This window comes from Chitinophagaceae bacterium C216 (genome assembly GCA_028485475.2).
In the GTDB taxonomy this organism is placed as follows: domain Bacteria; phylum Bacteroidota; class Bacteroidia; order Chitinophagales; family Chitinophagaceae; genus Niabella; species Niabella composti.
On the sequence record CP144143.1, the window covers coordinates 1626371 to 1646437 of the forward strand.

General features: G+C 41.5%; 18 protein-coding genes. 11 read left to right on the forward strand and 7 right to left on the reverse strand.

Annotation, left to right across the window (positions count from 1 at the left end; all coding sequences use genetic code 11):
- Window positions 1-4 precede the first annotated feature (4 nt).
- On the reverse strand, window positions 5-1318 hold the full coding sequence (locus PIECOFPK_RS06775; RefSeq protein ID WP_409966793.1) for a UDP-N-acetylmuramoyl-tripeptide--D-alanyl-D-alanine ligase: 1314 nt from the start codon (window positions 1316-1318) through the stop codon (window positions 5-7).
- Window positions 1319-1422: 104 nt separating this feature from the next.
- On the opposite strand from PIECOFPK_RS06775, the gene ispF reads away from it, so the two are divergent.
- The 8 genes from ispF to PIECOFPK_RS06815 all read left to right on the forward strand — a co-directional run bounded on the left by ispF (window position 1423) and on the right by PIECOFPK_RS06815 (window position 9774).
- The gene (ispF, locus tag PIECOFPK_RS06780) at window positions 1423-1902 is read left to right on the forward strand and encodes a 2-C-methyl-D-erythritol 2,4-cyclodiphosphate synthase (protein ID WP_409966794.1); all 480 of its coding nucleotides are present in this window, start codon (window positions 1423-1425) and stop codon (window positions 1900-1902) included.
- Window positions 1903-1985: 83 nt separating this feature from the next.
- The gene (dut, locus tag PIECOFPK_RS06785; protein ID WP_409966795.1) at window positions 1986-2426 is read left to right on the forward strand and encodes a dUTP diphosphatase; all 441 of its coding nucleotides are present in this window, start codon (window positions 1986-1988) and stop codon (window positions 2424-2426) included.
- Between the two features lie 26 nt (window positions 2427-2452).
- A complete protein-coding gene (locus PIECOFPK_RS06790) occupies window positions 2453-3229 on the forward strand; it encodes a DUF4292 domain-containing protein (protein WP_409966796.1) in 777 nt (258 codons plus the stop codon).
- A gap of 149 nt (window positions 3230-3378) precedes the next feature.
- Window positions 3379-4896, forward strand: a complete 1518-nt coding sequence (locus tag PIECOFPK_RS06795) for a murein hydrolase activator EnvC family protein (protein ID WP_330974443.1) — start codon at window positions 3379-3381, stop codon at window positions 4894-4896.
- A gap of 56 nt (window positions 4897-4952) precedes the next feature.
- Window positions 4953-5996, forward strand: coding sequence for a flavin reductase family protein (locus tag PIECOFPK_RS06800; protein WP_330974442.1), 1044 nt, complete (start codon window positions 4953-4955; stop codon window positions 5994-5996).
- 125 nt (window positions 5997-6121) lie between these two features.
- Entirely contained in the window at window positions 6122-8374 is a 2253-nt protein-coding gene (locus tag PIECOFPK_RS06805; protein ID WP_330974441.1) for a Tex family protein, read from the forward strand.
- 85 nt (window positions 8375-8459) lie between these two features.
- Window positions 8460-8807 carry a HesB/IscA family protein gene (locus PIECOFPK_RS06810; RefSeq protein WP_330974440.1) on the forward strand — a complete coding sequence of 116 codons (348 nt, stop codon included), beginning with the start codon at window positions 8460-8462 and terminating at the stop codon, window positions 8805-8807.
- A gap of 67 nt (window positions 8808-8874) precedes the next feature.
- A complete protein-coding gene (locus PIECOFPK_RS06815; protein ID WP_330974439.1) occupies window positions 8875-9774 on the forward strand; it encodes a class I SAM-dependent methyltransferase in 900 nt (299 codons plus the stop codon).
- 3 nt (window positions 9775-9777) lie between these two features.
- Here PIECOFPK_RS06815 and PIECOFPK_RS06820 read toward each other — a convergent pair whose 3' ends face one another.
- Window positions 9778-10614, reverse strand: a complete 837-nt coding sequence (locus tag PIECOFPK_RS06820) for a glutaminyl-peptide cyclotransferase (RefSeq protein ID WP_409966797.1) — start codon at window positions 10612-10614, stop codon at window positions 9778-9780.
- A 191-nt stretch (window positions 10615-10805) separates the two neighbouring features.
- On the opposite strand from PIECOFPK_RS06820, the gene PIECOFPK_RS06825 reads away from it, so the two are divergent.
- From PIECOFPK_RS06825 to PIECOFPK_RS06835, 3 genes are read left to right on the forward strand one after another with little or no spacing between them, the layout of a single operon-like run.
- Complete coding sequence (locus tag PIECOFPK_RS06825) at window positions 10806-11732, forward strand: EamA family transporter (protein ID WP_409966798.1); 927 nt, start codon at window positions 10806-10808, stop codon at window positions 11730-11732.
- Window positions 11733-11792: 60 nt separating this feature from the next.
- A complete protein-coding gene (locus PIECOFPK_RS06830) occupies window positions 11793-12830 on the forward strand; it encodes an LLM class flavin-dependent oxidoreductase (protein ID WP_330974436.1) in 1038 nt (345 codons plus the stop codon).
- 58 nt (window positions 12831-12888) lie between these two features.
- On the forward strand, window positions 12889-14616 hold the full coding sequence (locus PIECOFPK_RS06835; RefSeq protein ID WP_330974435.1) for a phospho-sugar mutase: 1728 nt from the start codon (window positions 12889-12891) through the stop codon (window positions 14614-14616).
- Window positions 14617-14664: 48 nt separating this feature from the next.
- Here PIECOFPK_RS06835 and PIECOFPK_RS06840 read toward each other — a convergent pair whose 3' ends face one another.
- The 5 genes from PIECOFPK_RS06840 to PIECOFPK_RS06860 all read right to left on the reverse strand — a co-directional run bounded on the left by PIECOFPK_RS06840 (window position 14665) and on the right by PIECOFPK_RS06860 (window position 20048).
- The gene (locus PIECOFPK_RS06840; RefSeq protein WP_409966799.1) at window positions 14665-15396 is read right to left on the reverse strand and encodes a DUF481 domain-containing protein; all 732 of its coding nucleotides are present in this window, start codon (window positions 15394-15396) and stop codon (window positions 14665-14667) included.
- 45 nt (window positions 15397-15441) lie between these two features.
- Complete coding sequence (smpB, locus tag PIECOFPK_RS06845) at window positions 15442-15888, reverse strand: SsrA-binding protein SmpB (RefSeq protein ID WP_330974433.1); 447 nt, start codon at window positions 15886-15888, stop codon at window positions 15442-15444.
- A 94-nt stretch (window positions 15889-15982) separates the two neighbouring features.
- Window positions 15983-16894 (reverse strand): acetyl-CoA carboxylase, carboxyltransferase subunit beta, encoded by a 912-nt coding sequence (accD, locus tag PIECOFPK_RS06850; protein ID WP_330974432.1) that lies wholly within the window; start codon window positions 16892-16894, stop codon window positions 15983-15985.
- A 90-nt stretch (window positions 16895-16984) separates the two neighbouring features.
- Window positions 16985-18262, reverse strand: coding sequence for an ABC transporter permease (locus tag PIECOFPK_RS06855; protein ID WP_330974431.1), 1278 nt, complete (start codon window positions 18260-18262; stop codon window positions 16985-16987).
- 154 nt (window positions 18263-18416) lie between these two features.
- A complete protein-coding gene (locus PIECOFPK_RS06860) occupies window positions 18417-20048 on the reverse strand; it encodes a RagB/SusD family nutrient uptake outer membrane protein (protein WP_330974430.1) in 1632 nt (543 codons plus the stop codon).
- Window positions 20049-20067: the final 19 nt, after the last annotated feature.

Consider the following 20067-nt stretch of genomic DNA (forward strand, 5'->3'; position numbering starts at 1 on the left):
TGTATTAATTTGTAATTGAATTAAGAATTTTTTCCATTTGGGTACTACGACTTCCTTTTATTAGGATACAGGAATCTTCGAAAGCTTGATTTTTAGCCCATTCAGCTGCTGCCATAGCATTGTCAAAATAGCGGAAGTCCGAAGCGAAAGCCTTGAAAGGAAGTCCTACCAACACTACCTCATGCCAAGGGTGTTGCTTAATGAGTGTAACAATATGCTCATGTTCTTGCGCCGTATCTGCGCCTAGCTCTGCCATGGCACCCAGCATGAGAATTTTTCGAGAACAATTAATGTTGACAAAATTTTCTATTGCCAGCCGCATACTACTTGGATTGGCGTTATATGCATCCAATATAATGCGGTTGCTACCATGTTGTATTAATTGAGAACGGCTGTTAGATGGTCGATAATTTTCAATAGCGTATTTAATTTGTTCAATAGGTACATGGAAAGTTGTTCCAAGGGTTATGGCAGCTAATACATTAGGTAGATTATAGCTGCCTACAAGGTTAGTCGATATTTGTATTGATGTGTCATGTACCCAAGCCAACACTTGCAAAAAAGTACCTGCGTCTGCCACTTTCCCGTTGATATCGGCATCAGCGGTTCCGTAGGTTATAATTGTGGAAATATCATGACTCATTTGTAGCAGGTAGTCATAATCTTTCATAATAAAAGCGGTGCCATCCTGCCTTGTTCTCAGATAATCGAATAATTCGCCTTTCGCTTTTTTTACACCTTCTTCGCTGCCAAAGCCTTCCAGATGCGCCTTCCCACAATTCGTTATTAAACCATGCGTGGGTTCTACTATTTTACAATAACCTTCTATTTCGTGCAGATGGTTAGCCCCCATTTCTACAACGGCTATTTCTGCATCCTGCTTTATTTTAAGTAGCGTAAGAGGGATGCCAATATGATTATTGAGGTTCCCTTCGGTAGTATACACTTTATACTTTTGACTCAGTACCGCATGAATCAGCTCCTTAGTAGTAGTTTTTCCGTTACTTCCTGTGATGGCAATAAAAGGGATAGAAAATTGGCGCCTGTGATAACGGGCTAATTGTTGTAAAGTACTTAGCACATCATCAACTAGGATGGTCCTGCCGGGAATGTGGAATTGCTCTTCATCTATAATGGCAAATGTTGCGCCGGCATCGAGTGCTTGGCGGGCAAATGCATTGCCGTTGAAATTGGGCCCTTTTAAGGCAAAAAACAAATCACCTGGCTGAAGTTTTCTGGAGTCTGTTTGTACTGCGGGATTCTGAAGATAGATTTGATATAGCTCTTCCACATTCATAATGTGTGCAAAGTTACGCAAATGCGGAGCGAGTTGGTTATATTCGCAAAAAAACAGGTAAGAATAACACAATATTCTTGTCTGATTAGGTGTATTTTTCGTTTTTCGCAATTAATTGAGCAATCATGTCATACAGAATTGGTAGTGGTATTGATTTCCATCAATTGGTGGAGGGCAGGGATTTATGGATCGGGGGTGTTCGTATCCCTCACCACAAGGGCGCATTAGGGCATAGTGATGCAGATGTGCTATTACATGCCGTTTGTGATGCATTGTTAGGTGCTTTAGCCCTAGGAGATATCGGCGTGCATTTTCCCAATAATGAAGACCGCTTTAAAGATATTGACAGTAAAATTCTATTACGCGAGTGCGTTAGGATAATTACAGACAAGGGTTATAAAGTAGTGAATATTGATGCTTCATTATGTTTACAAGAACCTAAGATTAAACCCTACGTTCCTCAAATGCAGGAAGTCATTGCCTCTATTTGTAATATAGAGATAGAGGATGTATCCATCAAAGCTACCACTACCGAGCATATGGGTTTTGTGGGAAGAGGAGAGGGCTTAACAGCCCAAGCTGTGGTATTACTACAGAAAGTGTGATTTTAACAAATTGTTGCTTTGAGTCGGATTTCGATTCAGGTAATTATATGCTTGTTTAGTTTCAACCGGTTATCTTTGTCGCTATGCCACAATTAGAAGTAAAAATCGTTAACAAATCCAAGCATCCGTTGCCCACTTATGCCACTTCAGGTGCATCCGGCATGGATCTTCGTGCGTCTATTGAAGAGGATATTGTGCTCCAGCCTATGGAGCGAACTTTGGTACCTACAGGAATATTTATAGAGCTGCCTGAGGGTTATGAAGCGCAGATACGCCCTAGGAGTGGGTTAGCCATAAAACAGGGATTGACTTGTTTGAATACACCCGGTACCATTGACGCCGATTATCGAGGAGAGATTAAGGTGATTTTGATAAACTTGTCCAAAGAACCACAAACCATCCAAAATGGTGACCGCATCGCACAAATGGTGATTCAGAAAGTAGAGATAATACAATGGGTGCCGGTGGAAGCTTTAAGCGAAACGGCGCGCAATGCGGGAGGATTTGGCCACACCGGTAAATAACCTACCGGAGATATAAATTATAAAACATGAAAAAACTATTATTAATAGGTGTCGTAGCTTTATTGGCCTCTTGTAAAGCAGGGAAGAAAGCTGCCAGTACTATACCGGCCAAGAATATAGATACTGCTGCCATGAAAGCCGAAAGCCCCGAAGTGATATTGTCAAATCTTAACCATATCGATTTTAAAACATTCTCCGGAAGAGTGGATGTAGATTTTGATGATGGTAAAAATGCCCGGAGCGTGAATGTAAAATTGGTGATGAAGAAAGACGAAGTAATCTGGATGTCGGCAGGATTAATGGGGTTTGAAGGTGTGCGGGGTATTATTACGCAAGATTCCGTAAAAATTATAAACAAACTTCAGAAGGAATATATCGCTACTAGCCTGAACTATATTCAGGAACAGATTGGATTGCCGGTAGATTTTGCTACTATACAGGATTTGCTAATTGGCAATGCCGTATTCGTAAATAAAGATAATGCTAGTGTTTCCACTGAAGGGGAGAAATATGTAATAACTACCCAGGGAGCTCAATTTAAAAACCTTCTTACGGTATTGATGCCAGGATATTTACCCACAGAAACTAAGCTTACTGATGTAGAGGCATCCAAAAAGCGGAGTGCAACGATTATTTATGATAGATATAAAAATGTAGCCGATCGAAATTTCTCTACACTACGCAATATGCAGGTGCGTTATAAAAACAATGTAACTTTAAAAATGGACTTTAAATCTTATACCTTCGATGGAGAAGTAAGTACTCCGTTTTCGGTTCCTTCGGGATATAAAACAAAGCAATAAGTCAATATCGGATAGAAAATATGTATCGGGCTACTTCGTTATTATCGTTGATTTGGTGCTTTTCCCGGCAAACTCTGTACGGAGTTGGGAGCCGTTTGTGGGGGCATTATAGAGTGCTTTATTTTCCTACGATAAGGCGTTGTCTATACATGGTGGTGCTTTTAGTGACTGCTATGTTTACTGCGTCAGCCCAAAAGACCAGTGATAAAACAGCAATGGAAGAAGAACGGAGAAAGCTACAATTGGAGCTGAGACAGATTCAAGCGGCTTATGATGCGGTGAAGGGGCAGAGTACAAATGCATTACATCAGTTGGCTGCACTCAATAAAAAAATAGAGTTGCAAGAACGCTATATCAATAACATCAGTAAGGAGATAAGGCTTATTAATGATGATATATACTACAGTTCCTTGGAGATTAACCGCTTGAAAAAGCAAATGGATACATTGAAATCTCATTATGCGCGCACTGTAGTATATGCCTATAAAAACCGTAGCAATTACGATTATCTGAACTTTATTTTTTCTGCAAATAGTTTCAACGATGCTATTAAACGTGTGGCTTATCTGAAGAATTACCGCAACTATCGGAAGCAGCAGATGGATGATATTCTCAAAACCAGTGAGCTTATCAGCAAAAGATACAATCAGCAGCTCGAGAGTAAAAAGCGGAAACAGTTTGCTTTGGACAAGCGTTCAGAGGAGATTGTAGTACTTGATCAGCAAAGAAAGGAGAAAGATTCTGTGGCGCGAATGTTACAGTCGCAGGCCGGGCAGTTACAAAGGCAGATAGCCAGAAAAAAAGAACAGGACCGCCAGCTTAAAAATAACATTGCGGCAGTTGTAAGAAAAGAGATTGAGGAGGCAAGAAAAGCGGCACAAGAAGAAGCACGGAAACGTGCGGAGGAAGAAGCAAAAGCACGTAAGGAAGAGCTTGCTAAAAAGATGCAAGAAGACGTAGAGAAGGCACTGACTGGGGCTACGGCCACTAGCACACCTCCTAAAAACGAGGTTGTTGAAGAAACTCCAGTAGCTTCAGCACCCGCAACATCTGCCAGACAGCCTAGATTTGACCGCGTAAACCCTAGCACGACCACTACAGTAAAAAATATTCCGGGTTCTTCGGGAAACATTGTAGTAAAGGAATCACCGGTGACGGTCCCGCAGAATCACACTCCTCCTTCCACCGCAGTTGCCACAACGCGTAAAGAACCCGAAGGGGGCTATCTGAATTATAAGGCGGATGATATTGCCCTGAATAGCGATTTTTCGCAAAACCGCGGCAAACTGCCTCCACCGGTTGATGGAGTGATTACGCTAGGATTCGGTCGCTATAAAATTGAAGGACTAGGTCCCGCTATCGTGGGAGATAATCCAGGTGTTACTTACACAGCTCCGGTAGGAGCGCCGGTAAGGGCAGTATTTAACGGAGAGGTAGTGAGTGTGTCGAAAGTGGGCAGTACCTCGTTTGTTGTGATTAGGCATGGAAAATATTTTACGGCATATAGTAATCTGGCATCAGTAAGTGTGAGCAGAGGCGCTTCGATATCACGTGGACAAACTATCGGTACTGTGGGTGCCGACGAAGAAACCGGAACTGGCAAATTGGACTTTATATTAATGATTGAAGAAAGGAATGTGGATCCTCGTCCCTGGTTGCGTCCATAGACCGCTATTTGCACGGTACCTAAACGACAATAATAGTTTATCGTATGTTTATCTGAATGGATAAATCAATTATAAAGGAAGTAGAAATAGTATCAGTCATTCATGAAACAGCTGATGCCCGAACGCTAGTATTGAAACCACTACATGGCTGGCAACCTCGTTATAAGGCAGGCCAGTTCCTTACCCTCATTTTTAATACTCCGGGAGGGGAGAAAAGGCGCTCGTATTCCATATCATCGTGCCCCGATACAGGAGAACCATTGTCCATCACTGTAAAGAAAATTGATAACGGAGAGTTTTCTCGGTGGTTAGTGTATAAGGCTAAACCCGGCGATATATTGTCTACCTCAGGTGTGGGTGGTTTTTTTGTGCTGCCTGAAAATGTACAGGGTAAGACATTTTGTTTTTTAGCAGCAGGAAGCGGTATCACTCCTTGTTTTTCGCTTATCAAAACATTGCTGTTGACCACTTCGCAAGATGTGTTTCTATTTTACAGTAATAAAAGCGAAAAAGATACCATTTTTTTGAAGCCGCTGCAGGATCTAATGCAGCAATATCCCCATCGCTTTCATATTCATTTTATGTATAGCGATCGATTGGATGTTTATAATAGCCGCATGAGCAATATGGTGCTAAACTGGCTATTCGATAAGCACTTTGCCCATAGAGATAAAAGTAGTTTGCTTTTTTACATTTGCGGCCCTTTTGATTATAAGCTGATGGCAATGATTTCGCTACACAATAACGGCATCAGCGATAAACAAATCTTTAAAGAAGACTTCAGCACATTGCCTCCGGTAAGATTGCCCGAGCCGCCCGATAAGGATATGCATAAGGTAACGCTTCATCTACATGGTAAGGTGCATGTTATCGAAGTACAGTACCCGAAAAGTATAACTGCGTCAGCCAGAGATCAGCACATTAATATGCCTTATAGCTGTGAAGCCGGTCGTTGTGGAAGCTGCGTGGCTACTTGTATCTCGGGAAAGGTGTGGATGGCTTATAATGAAGTGTTGATGGATGAAGAAATTGAGAGAGGCCGGGTCCTTACTTGCCAGGGGTACCCTATTGGTGGAGATGTTGAACTCGTTTTCGAATAGTTGGCTCCCCGTTTTTTTATTTTCATCCTCCGCCGTAAATAATAAAAAATACCCTTTCAAAAAATATTTTTTTCTTTATTACGCACGCCTACATTTGCATCCGATTAGAAATAAAAGTGTCTACAATGGATTTGAAGTATATACAGCAGATTGCAGCAGATTTATCATTGCCTGTAAAAAATATCCTTAATATACAGCAGTTGCATGCCGATGGGGCAACCATCCCCTTTATCAGCCGATACAGGAAAGAGGCAACTGGTAATATGGATGAAGTGCAGGTGGGAAGTGTGATTGATAAGATTAAATATTACGACGACCTACAGAAGCGGAAAGAAACCGTTCTGAAAACTATTGAAGCCGCAGGAAAATTAACTCCAGAATTAAAGAAGAGGATTGACGATTGTATCAGCGATACAGAGCTGGAAGATATTTATCTGCCTTATAAGCCTAAGCGCAAGACTAAAGCTACTGTGGCCATTGAAAAAGGTTTGGAGCCCCTTGCTCAACTAATTTTTACCCAAGCGGAAGAAATTTCAGAAGAAAAGATCAAGCCTTTCCTCAATGAGCAAGTAAAAACTGAGGATGAAGCCTTACAGGGTGCTCGTGATATTATTGCCGAGTGGATTTCAGAAAATGAACAGGCGCGAACGCTCGTGCGCTCAATGTTTCAGGAAAGCGCAATTATTTCTTCGCGCGTGTTGAGTACTAAAAAAGAAGCTGAAGAAGCGCAGAAGTATAGAGATTATTTTGATTTTAAGGAGCCCCTGGCCGAATGTCCCTCGCACCGCTTACTGGCGATTCGCCGTGGTGAAAAGGAGGGCTTTCTCATTATGGATATCTCCATAGAAAAAGAATCTGCTATTGCGGCACTCAAGGAAATCTTTGTTAAGTCAAGTAATCAGTCTGGACAACATGTAGCTACCGCTGTGGAAGATGCCTATAATCGCCTGCTCAAGCCCTCTATCGAAACGGAATTCCGTATGAGTAGTAAGAAGAGTGCCGATGAAGAAGCTATTCGTGTATTTGCGGAAAACCTAAGACAATTATTGCTGGCTTCACCCTTGGGACATAAACGAGTGTTGGCCATTGACCCAGGTTACAGAACAGGATGTAAGGTAGTGTGCCTGGACGAAAACGGAACCTTTCTTAAATACGCTACCATTTATCCACATGCTCCACAAAATGAGTGGCAAGAAGCCATTGCAATTATTAAAGACTTGGTATCATCTTATAATATTGAGGCAATTGGTTATGGAAATGGTACGGCAAGCAAGGAAACAGAGAAGTTGTTACGGAGTATTGATTTTGGCAAGCAAATACCTATTTTCCTAGTCAACGAAAGTGGGGCATCTATCTATTCGGCCAGTGAGGTAGCGCGTGAAGAATTCCCCGATGAGGATGTTACAGTACGCGGGGCCATCAGTATAGGTCGCCGTCTGCTCGATCCTTTAAGTGAATTGGTGAAAATCGACCCCAAAAGTATTGGTGTGGGACAATATCAGCATGATGTAAATCAAACCCGCCTAAAGGAAAGTCTGGATACCGTGGTGCAAAGCTGTGTAAACTATGTGGGAGTGGATGTAAATACTGCTAGCAAACACTTGCTGATGTATGTATCAGGTCTTACTCCTACCATTGCTAAGAACATTGTTGAATTTCGCACGAAAAACGGGGCTTTTACATCGCGGGAGCAATTATTGAATGTACCCATGCTGGGACCCAAAACATTTGAGCAATGTGCCGGTTTTTTACGTATTCCCAATGCTCCCAATCCTTTGGATAACTCGGCGGTGCACCCGGAGAGCTATGGTGTAGTAGAGGAGATGGCAAACAAGCTCAATTGTACCGTTAATGATATCATTGCAAAACCTGAGTTAAGAAAAAAAATCAATATTAAAGATTTCGTTACAGAAACAGTAGGTACTTATACCATTGAAGATATTTTAAAAGAGCTTGAGAAGCCAGGTCGCGACCCACGTAGTCCTATCGAGGAATTTCGCTTTGCCGAAGGTGTAAGTTCTATTGAAGATCTTCAAGTGGGGATGCAATTGCCCGGTATTGTTACCAATATTACCAACTTCGGGGTATTCGTGGATATAGGAGTGAAGCAAGATGGACTGGTGCATGTTTCTCATTTGTCCAACAGATACGTAAGTGATCCCAACGAAGTAGTAAAACTAAGTCAGAAAGTAATGGTTACTGTACTTGAGGTGGATGTAGCTCGTAAGCGTATTTCTTTAAGCATGAAGGACAACCGAAAAGAGGATGGCGGTTCGCGGACTTCTCATAAATCTGGCGGAAAGGGTATACAGACTTCCAAACCCAAAAGCCAGTTTCATTCGGCCTTAGAGGCACTGAAAAAGAAATTTGATAATTAAAACTACGTTAATATTGTAGCTTGATACGCTGGTGGGTTAACAGAACTATGACAGAATAATGTATGGGTTTTAGTACCTTTGTAGTATGGAAACAACCTCTGTTGCAACTCCGGTTACCTTCACAGCCGGAGCCGTTAAAGAGCTTAAACGGCTCATGAGTGCACCCGATTTCGATAAATCGCAATACTTACGCATTGGTGTAAAAGGAGGAGGATGTAGTGGTATGAGTTATGTTTTAGGTTTTGATACTAAAACCGAGAGTGATAAGGAATTTGAAATAGAAGGCATCCCCTGTGTGATGAACAAAGCCCATGAACTGTACCTTATGGGAATGGAGATTGACTGGAGCGAAGGACTGGATAATCGTGGGTTTACATTCAATAATCCGAATGCTAGCAGTACTTGTGGCTGTGGCAGTAGTTTCGCCGTTTAATACTCCCATATTAAAATCTTCGTTTAAAAAATACTAATCGGACAAAACCGCGCTCAAAAGTTTATTAATGCCAACAATTCATTACTCGGAGTGTCCGCTTTGTAGCTCCACGAATCTAAAATGGGTTTTTGATGTAAAAGACTATACGGTTAGCGGAAAAGAATTTTCAATCATTCATTGCGAAGATTGTACCGGAAGGTTTACACAAGGCATTCCCGATGTGGACGAAATCGGAGTGTATTATAAATCGGAGGATTATATTTCTCATACTAATACTACTAAGGGGTTTATCAATACCCTTTATCAGCGCGTACGTAGAATAACTTTGAAACAAAAGGCTGCTATTGTAAAGCAGCATACTGGTTTACAAACAGGCCGTGTATTGGATATTGGTTGCGGAACAGGTGCTTTTCTGCACACCATGCGGGCACAAGGCTGGCAGGTAACAGGCTTAGAACCTGATGCAGATGCTAGAGCTGTTGCTCAGAAAACGTATAAAATTGTAGCGCAACCGTCGCACGAGTTGTTCATCCTACCCGAGGGTAGCTTTAATGCTATTACATTGTGGCATGTATTGGAGCATGTTCATGCCCTTCATGAGTATTTGGAGCGGATGAAAAAATTGCTTACACCCCAGGGTGTGCTTTTCATAGCAGTGCCCAACTATACCAGTAAAGACGCACAGGTTTATGGTAAGTATTGGGCAGGTTACGATGTTCCTCGCCATTTATATCATTTTTCACCTAAGTCCATGAAACTGCTGGTTGAGCAACACGGTTTGCAAATTGCACAAATGCTGCCGATGTGGTTCGATAGCTTTTATGTGGATATGCTGAGTAGTAAATACAAGGCAGGAAAGGTGAACTATCTCAGCGCTGGACTACATGGCCTTGCTTCCAATATCAATGCGCTGGGTAATGTGGAGGCGTGTTGTTCGATTATCTATGTAGTTCGAGCGGTTGAATAAATTTTAATTCCCCAATTGTACTTCGTATAGCTCAGGCCATTTCTTACCAGTAATGTAAATCTTTTTGGCTTCAGCATCATAAGCGATACCATTGGGAACATCCGCCATGGGGTCAATTCTTTTGATTCTTTCCCAAATCTGGGTTACGTCGATACGGCCTACTATCTGCCCGCTTTCGGGCTCTATTTTATAGATATATGGTTGTTGCCACTGATTTGCATATACGTATCCTTCGATATACTCAAGTTCGTTAAGATTAAACGAGAGATCGCCATTCTGAGTTACGGCCTGCGTGCGCATGAGTCGAAAAGTCGAGGGTTCGTAGAAATATAAATTGCTGGAACCGTCACTGACGATAAGTTGTTTACCATCTGTAGTAATGCCCCAACCTTCAGTATTTAAAGGCAATTCTTTTACTTTTTTCAAATCGGGTAGGGTATATACGAATACCTTATGTTCTCTCCATGTCAGTTGATATACGGTATCATTTAGAATTGTAATGCCCTCACCAAAGTATTGGGGGGCCAGACTCACCGCTTTTTCTGCTTTCCCAGTTTCGATATTCACTCTTAATAGTTGCGAAAATTTACTTCCCACCGGGCTATACTCAGCTCCACCTGTGCCTTCATACAACTGTCCTTTATACACTACAAGCCCTTGAGTAAAGGATGCAGTATCGTGCGGGTAACTTTTAATTACTGAAATACTAATGTTTGCAACATTATTGGCCCTATATGTGTTATTATAATCATCGTTTGTTTTATCCGCATTGTTGCTGTCGCAGCCCAAGAAAGCTGCAATCAGTATAAATAGTATTGAAACTGTAAAAAGTCGCCTCATCTTTTGCAATTAAATTAGGTGCAAACGTACATTAAATTTTTTTGTCTCAGATTACTCAAAGTGGGAATGGGTAATCGATTGAGGTAAAGTTACAAATATATCAAAAGGGGCAAAGTGGTGATGGTATTTTTTGTCCGGGTTACTAAATGATAGGGTAGGGTATTAAACTAATATTGATAAATTAACTGATAATGAGTGAAACTAAGAACGGATCGTTTTTATGGGTAATTCTTGCTTTTGCGGCAGTGTACATCATTTGGGGATCGACCTATTTTTTTATAGAATTGGCCGTAAAATATTTACCTCCACCTGTATTGGGTGCTGTGCGCTTTTTCGCATCGGGGGTTATAATGCTGATATGGGGGATGCTGCGCGGAGAAAAAGTCTGGGATAGAAGTGCCTTATTACCGTCGATTATTAGCGGCATACTAATGCTGTTTTTGGGAAATGGAGCTGTTATCTGGTCAGAGCAGTATCTGCACAGCTCATTTGTAGCCATTTTTATGGCTTCTGCGCCGTTATGGTTTTTATTACTGGATAAGTTCAACTGGAAGGAAAACTTTAGTAACCGATATACTTTATTGGGTGTGTCCATCGGACTCATTGGGGTGATTGCGCTTTTCTATGAGAAGGTATCGTTATCCAGTTTTGGGCAGGGGATACTGCCGCTCGTAATCTTGTGTACTGCCAATATCAGCTGGTCCATCGGCTCATTATATTCAAAATACAGGGCTAAACAAGTATCTCAAACTATGAATGCGGCATGGCAGATGTTAGCCGCTGGTGCAGCATTTGCTATTACAGGCGTAGTGCATAATGATTTTGCAACAGTAGACTGGGCTACCATACCACTGAAGGCCTGGATGTTTATACTTTATCTTGTAGTGTTTGGTTCTATAATCGGATATAGTGCTTATGTTTATTTATTAAGTGTTAGAAGTGTTACTACGGTTAGCACATATGCCTATGTCAATCCTCTTGTAGCAGTGCTTCTGGGCGTACTGATTAATAAAGATCATTTGTCCGTTTTGCAGTTGAGCGGATTGGCAATTATTTTGTGTAGTGTTTTCTTTATTAATCTGGCAAAGAAGCGTAGTGCAAAAGCGCTTGCCACATAAAGTAGTAAAGCTTTATGAAACTTTTTGCAGGTGTTGTTGTTTTATTTAAAATAGCAACACATGTATCCTACTGCGACGGCTCAGATTAAATTTTCGGTTTTGGATTTGGCAACGGTTTGTGAGGGCGATAGTGTGCATCAAACTTTTCAGAGAAGCTTGCAAACAGCTCGATTGGTAGAAGAGCTAGGTTATACTCGTTATTGGTTTTCTGAGCATCATAATATGGAAAATGTGGCCAGCGCCGCCACATCAGTCTTGATTGGATTTGTGGCTGGGGGCACACGTACCATACGAGTAGGTTCGGGAGGCATCATGCTGCCCAATCATTCGCCATTGATAATAGCGGAGCAGTTTGGCACCTTAGGCTCTCTGTATCCGGGGCGTATTGATTTAGGCCTAGGGCGGGCACCAGGCACTGATCCTCTCACCGCAATGGTTATTCGAAATAGGCCGGTAGATGCCCCATATGATTTTAAGGCCCATATTCAGCAGTTGCAAACCTATTTCAGCGTAGAAAATAAACATGCTAAAGTGAGAGCACTGCCAGGAGAAGGTGTGGATGTGCCGATATGGATATTGGGTTCTAGTACCGATAGTGCTTTTCTGGCGGCTCAGCTGGGATTGCCCTATGCTTTTGCTACACATTTTGCTCCTGATCAATTTTTGAGGGCTATCTCTATTTACAAGGATTCTTTCCAGCCTTCAGCAGTATTGAAGGAGCCCTATTTAATGGCCTGTGTAAATGTAATCACGGCCGATACCAATCAGGAAGCTGCTTTTTTGGCCACCTCTTTATATAAAATGTTTTTGGGAATTTTCACCAATTCGCGTGCTCCACTACAACCCCCGTTTCCGGTGGAAGAATTGGCGCACATGTGGACGCCAGAGCAAGCTTACGGAGTAAAGCATATGCTCTCTTACTCATTTATAGGCGATAAAATCACCGTAAAAAACAATCTGAGCACTTTCCTAGAAAAAACAGGGGTGCATGAGATTATGGTCTCTTCGGCCATATTTGATCAGAGTAAAAAAGAGCACTCGCTGCGCTTGTTTAAGGAGGTTGTGGAGGAGTTGAATAGTGTTCGGACTGGAAATTGAGGATGTCTTTTTGCATTAGCACGAATTTATTTATCTTCATTTCCTAAACAAGACTGTTATGGATAGTGCTATTCAACAAAAGGTGGATCAATGGTTGCAGGGCAACTTTGATGAAAACACCAAGAACGAAATAAGAAGATTGCAAGAAGAGAATCCTCAGGAGCTTGTCGACTCCTTTTACCAAAACCTTGAGTTCGGAACCGGGGGGCTTCGCGGCATTATGGGAGTGGGTACCAATAGAATGAATAAATATACCGTGGGGATGGCTACGCAGGGGTACGCTAATTATCTGAAACAAATTTATCCAGGTACAGAAATAAAAGTGGCCATTGCGCATGACAGTCGCAACAACAGCCGCTTTTTTGCCGAAACCACTGCAAATGTTTTTGCCGCCAATGGCATTAAGGTGTTTTTGTTCGAAAACTTACGTCCTACGCCGGAGTTATCCTTTGCTATCAGAACCTTAGGATGTCAAGGAGGTGTGGTGTGCACAGCTTCGCATAATCCCAAAGAATATAACGGGTATAAAGCTTATTGGAATGATGGAGGACAACTGGTGCCCCCGCACGATAAAAACGTAATTGCTGAGGTAGAAAAAATCAAATCGGTAGACGATGTACAGTGGAGTGGGGGAGAAGAAAATATTACCATCATAGGTAAGGATATAGATGAGCAATACATTGAAATGGTTAAGGGATTAAGTGTATATCCCGAAATTATCGAAAAGCAAAGCGATCTAAAAATCGTTTATACTCCCATTCACGGTACGGGTATCACGTTGGTGCCTAAAGTGCTGGAGCGTTTTGGTTTTAAGAACGTGCATATTGTAGCGGAGCAACAAACTCCTGATGGAAACTTCCCTACAGTAGCGTATCCTAATCCAGAGGAAAAAGAAACCATGAGTATTGGCCTGCAAAAGGCCAAGGAGCTAGATGCCGATATATTGTTGGGTACAGATCCTGATGCAGACCGAGTGGGCATCGGTATCAAAAATCATCATGGAGAATGGGTGCTAATGAACGGTAATCAAACCGCCGTACTTGCCTTTAACTACTTACTAGAAGCAAGAAAGGAGAAAGGAATAGCCCAGCCCAATGATATGATTATTACTACCATTGTAACAACAGGTATGGTAGATGAGCTGGCAAAAGGAAACAATGTCGCTTGCTACCGAGTGCTTACCGGTTTCAAATGGATTGCTGAAATGATTCGCTTAAAGGAGGGAAAGGAAAATTATATTGTGGGGGGCGAGGAAAGTTTTGGTTTAATGATTGGCGATAAGATCAGAGATAAGGATGCGGTGAGTGCTGTGGCTCTTCTATGCGAGATGGCTGCTTATGAGAAAGAAAAAGGTAGAACCCTGTTTGAAAAACTAGTAGAGTTGTACATCAAATACGGCTTCTACAAGGAGCATCTTATTTCCATTACCAAAAAGGGAATGGATGGTCAACAACAAATTGCAGCCATGATGCAAGGCTATCGTGAGCATCCACCAAAAGAAATCAACGGGGCCAGAGTAGTGAAGATACTGGATTACCAAAGCAGTAAAGCTTTGGATGTGCTGACTGGAGATATTACGGATATTCATCTGCCAAAATCTAATGTACTGCAGTTTGTGACAGAGGATGGATCTTTAATTTCCGCACGTCCCAGTGGCACCGAGCCTAAAATTAAGTTTTACTTCAGTGTGAAGGAGAAACTGGAGAGTGCAGCTCAATATGATGCGGTAGAAAAAATACTCGATACTAAAATCGCGAATATTATAGCTGATATGAAGCTGCAATAATAAAGGCGTTAAATAATTCAAAGCCCGGTTTCTACCGGGCTTTTATGTTTAGAAATAAATTGCGTATTTCAGTCCGTAAGTAAATACTAGGTTTTCTTTTTCTGTTCGACTGATTTTGTTATACATGAATCGTGTGTTCAACTGCAGGCCTTTCCATAACTGATAAATGAGTTCCGTATCGTTGGTAAGAATATGATCACTAATATATTTTAAAGAGGGTTGGAAGAAGCCTCCTGTTTTAAAGGTAAACCGTTCTCCCAATTTCAGCATAAACTGTACTCTCAGGGAATTTCGTATGGTTTGATAATTCACGATGGAGGTATCGTTTTCTATGATGCGGCTGAGCTCACCTATAAATCCGTTGCTAACATTCAGCCATATATCTTTTTTGTTCAGGAAGTTATAGGCTACACCAATACCCACTTGGCCCTGATTTTTGATATTCAGCGAATAACTGGTAGTGTAATGTAATAAACCCCAGTAATAAAATTCCGCAAAATGCCGGTATAGATTCACATTACTACTTAATGAAAAGTCGTTGTTAGTAAGTTTTTCGGGATTAGCCCCGTAGATCCAAGTGGCGGACGAGTTCAATGTAGTACGCTGTTTTTTTACACTAAATTGTACGCCATTATTCAAAAGATAGTTGCTTCCGTCCTTGGTTTTATTGATGGAACCACCTGAGTTTATATTCAGGTATTTCGTAGTACTATCGGTAAATTGAGCATTTAATGGAATAGTAATTATTGCAAAAACTAACAGGGCGAAAAAAAACTTCATTGGATGGATAACTGTCTTAGAGTTTGGGTGAGCAATAACCATATGTTATCTGAGAAATCTTTTCATTTCGCGTTCTACATCTTTTTTCTTGATGGATTCGCGCTTGTCATAGAGTTTTTTACCTTTTCCTAATCCGATTTCTATTTTTACTAGGTTACGTTCGTTAGTAAAGATTCTTAACGGTATCAGCGTATAGCCTTTTTCTTTCAACTTCGATTCAATTTTTCGGATTTCGCGTTTTTGTAACAAGAGCTTTTTGTCTCTGTCGGGGTCATGATTGTTTACTGTACCGTGAGAGTAAGGCGATATGTGCAGATGTTTAATCCATATCTCGCCTTTATGGATAAAACAATAACTGTCGTTAAAGCTGGCACGACCCTGTCGCAGGGATTTCACCTCTGTTCCCAATAACACCATACCTGCCACATAAGTACTGTCTATAAAGTACTCATATGTTGCGGAGCGGTTTTTTATGGATATAGGTGCTGCCAAACGTAATTAGGTTTTAATACGGTTAAAAACAAAACCTACTTCCGTAGCCTCTTTGGAATAAAAGGCTGCGGTAGTGGATAATGCTGCAAAAATATTAGTTCTTAAATAAGCGGATAACGGTTGCGATTTTATTTTTCAGTTCTTTACGGTTTACTATAAAATCCAGAAAACCGTGTTCCAGCAAAAATTCACTACGTTGGAACCCTTCGGGTAGGTCTTTTTTGATGGTTTCTTTAATGACACGCGGTCCCGCAAAACCAATTAGGGCCCCCGGTTCCGCTATATTAAGGTCTCCAAGCATTGCAAACGATGCGGATACCCCTCCGAAAGTGGGGTCGGTGAGTAAGGATATATAAGGCAATTTCGCATCGCTGAGCTGCGATAATTTACCACTTGTTTTAGCCATCTGCATCAGGGAAAAGGCGCTTTCCATCATACGCGCACCGCCACTCTTGTTGATTACCATGTAAGGCAAACGGTGTTGGATACAATAATCAACGGCACGGGCAAATTTTTCTCCCATTACACTTCCCAGCGAACCTCCGATAAACTCAAAGTCCATACAAGCAATGACCATTTCCTCTCCATCTACTTTCCCCACAGCCACACGCAGAGAGTCTTTGAGGTTTGTATTATTCTTCCAAATGTCTTCCAGACGTTTTTTATAAGGTTTCAGGTCGGTGAACCCTAAAAAGTCCTTGCTTCTTATATTGGTGAAGAGTTCTGTATACTCATTATTGTCAAACAGAATCTCGTAGTATTGTGAACTGTTTAAGCGATGGTGGTAACCACATTTGGGACAAACAAATAATTGTTCTTTCAACTCAGCAAATGTGGATATATAGTTACACTCCGGACATTTAGTCCAAAGTCCTTCCTGAGTTTCCTTCTTTTCAGATGTTTTCGTCAGGATACCTTTCTTAATTCTTCTAAACCAACTCGTTTTTTGATCTTTTCCCTGATCTCCTGAAAGATTTTTTTCGAAATCTGCTATCTCATCAGCCATAACTAGACGAATATATTTAGATAAGTTACAAATATAAGCATTGTGTTGTAGATAGGGTCGATTTCGATGGTTTGTGGAAATTTTGATGATTTATTCGTACCGCAAAGCTTCAATAGGGTTGAGTTTTCCTGCTTTTACGGCAGGGTATAAGCCTGCTAGCAACCCTACGAGCGTACAAATAACAATACCATATATCACCCAGCCCCAAGGTACTACAAATCCTGTATTCAATACCAAGGCAAAGCTGTTGCCTACCAATATGCCCAATAAAATACCAAAAACTGCCCCTAACACACTGATTATGATAGCTTCAAGCAAAAACTGCCTTTTTACCACACTGCTTTTGCCCCCAATAGCCTTTATAAGTCCTACTTCTTTTGTTCTCTCGGATACACTGACCAGCATAATATTCATTAGCCCGATGGCTGCACCGATGAGTGTAATAAGGCCGATCACTGTAGCGGATATGGTTAGAAATCCCAGACTATTCATAGCTTGTTCTGCAATGCTGTCACTTTTATCCAGTACGAAATTGCTTTCCTCGGTAATACCTATTTTTCTAACCCCTCTAAATAAGGCCTCCGCTTCACCCATCGCTTGATTGAGGTTGTTAATATTGTCCACCTTTACAGCTATAACATAAGAATTATTGTTCGAGAAGTCTTTGGCCACGTTTTTATAGCCCACAATAATCATATTGTCTCTACTGAACCCGAAAGTAGAACCACGACTTTCTAGTACTCCGATTATTCTGTAGGACCGGCTATTAATAAGAATAATTTTTCCGATGGCTTTATCTACTGCTTCGTTAAAGAATTTTTTAGCAATATCATAACCAATGATGCACACGTTTTGCACACTCTGAATTTCGCTTTGGGTCATATTACGACCGTTGAGCAGTTTGTACCCATTCAGATCAAGGTACTTTTCATCCCCTCCAAACAGCATTACGTTAGGGCTGGTCTTCTTATTGCCGAAAGAAACAATATTGTTACGCGTTCCAAAAATAGACAGTCCAGCAATGGCTGCGGGAAAATGATAATGATTGACAAAATACTCGGCTTCTTCTTTGGTGATTTTGCGGTCGAGATTGGATTTTTTTTCCTTTTTAGTTTGCTTTTTAGATACGGTAAGTTCACGGCTGCCTCCACCGATGCGTATATTCTGTTCTTTGTAGCGAATAGAAAAGGCGTTGGCGCCCATATTGGAAAAGCTTTCCGAGAACTTCTGATTCATCGCCTTGATGGCCGTAATAATACCTATCAATGCCATGATGCCAAAAGCAATTATGGCTACTGTAAGGGCGGTGCGTAGTGCATTACTCCTTACGGTGCGAAAGGCCAGTAGCAATGTATCGTTGAATCTCATATTAAACGTTGCGTAAAGCTAAATGCATATGATAATAATTGCAAATTTATTATTGAGTAGATTACAGAATAATGCTATAGTCCAATTGGGAAAAATAAAAAGGGAGCTGATCCTTTCGGAAAGCTCCCTATTAAGGCCGGATTTAAAGAAATATCTATTTCCAGCCTGGATTTTGTTCTTGTATGGCCGGATTGGCTTGCATTTCTCCCAACGGAATGGGCCATAAAAGTGCATATTCCGGTATGGCTCCCACTTTAGTAAAGCCATCAGGTTTGTTTTGGATGGCTGCAGAAGCAAGAGGAGTCCATTTAAGTTTTCCAGATTGATGCCCATCAGCTTCGGGATATAATCTTGTACGACGAATATCATCCCATATTTTAAATTCTAACGGGAACTCATGTAGGCGTTCTGTTAGAATCGCGGTAATCAGATTAGGGCCACTGGCTGTTTCATCCGGTAATCCTGCACGGCGACGTACTTGATTCAGATAACCACGAGCTTCAGCTTCTTTACCGGTACGAGCCAAACCTTCTGCCGCAATCAGCAATATTTCGGCATAACGAATCATCGGCATATTATAGTCGCCATCGCGTCCGCTCTTCAGTGCTGCCTCATCAAACCATGCCCAGTTACCCACGTTGCTGAGTGTATGGGAAATACCTGTGGCATCGGTATAATTTCTGAAAAAGAATTGTTTTTCTTTAATGCGGATGTCTTGTGGTGCATAGCTGTTAAGCAGCATATCACAAGGCAGATAGGCGTTGTACATTACGTCGCCTGCAGGTTTGAACACGTTGTTATTGTCAGCATCTTTCCACTGAAAGGCATCGGCGCCGATAGAGCGTGCAGGGTAGGAGTTCCCTACATTATAACTTGTCATGTTATACTCCTTGGCATAGATGATTTCGTTGGAGTTTTTTGTGGTTTTAATAATGTTATAGGCCGAGTTTAAATCTGCTGTTGTACCGTTTGGATGAATTAGTGCGTGTTTTCCGCCATTAATTACCTTCAATGCCCAATCGGCTGCTTTGGCGTAATATTCATTACCTCCGTTAAGTGGCGCCCCGGCCCATTGTAAATATACCTGTGCCAGCAACGACTGAGCCATAGGCTTGGTTACATAACAGCCGTTATCGTAGAAGGCTTTATCGGGTAGCGCATTGCCGTCTGCGATACTGATTAGATCCTGCTCGATGAAACGATAAATGTCAGCTGCAGGAGTGCGAGGTTTGTAAATACCATCAGTAGAGGTAAATGGGGCATCAATGAGGGGCACATCTCCGAAATCTTTTACCAGAGAGAAGTATGCCAATGCTCTGAAGAATTTGCCCTGTGCTACGTAATTGTCGATGGTAGCCTGATCCAATACCCCAGACATAGTAGGGATATTGGCAATTACAAAATTGGCACGGGAAATACCTATGTAGTACTCACTCCACAATTTTGCCGCTGTAGAGTTGAAAGACTCGATATTAAACGTGCTGTTTTCCGAAGCGTTGGTAAAGGTTCTGTCTTTACGCTTGTCGACAAACAGTCCTGACATAATACCACCCCACATGGTAGCTTTGGGTGTCCAGCCTCCATCCACATCAATATTGTGGAGATAAGGAACACCGCCGAAGTATAATCCATTTACTGCGGATTGAGCATCAGCAGGAGTTTTCCAGAACTGATCAGAAATTTTCGTATCTAGAGGATTTTCTTCCAAAAACTTATTGCACGAACTCAAAAAAACTGAGAGTGCTAAGGTTGAGAATATCGCTATATATAATTTGTACGGTTTCATGTGGATTGTTTTTAATAAC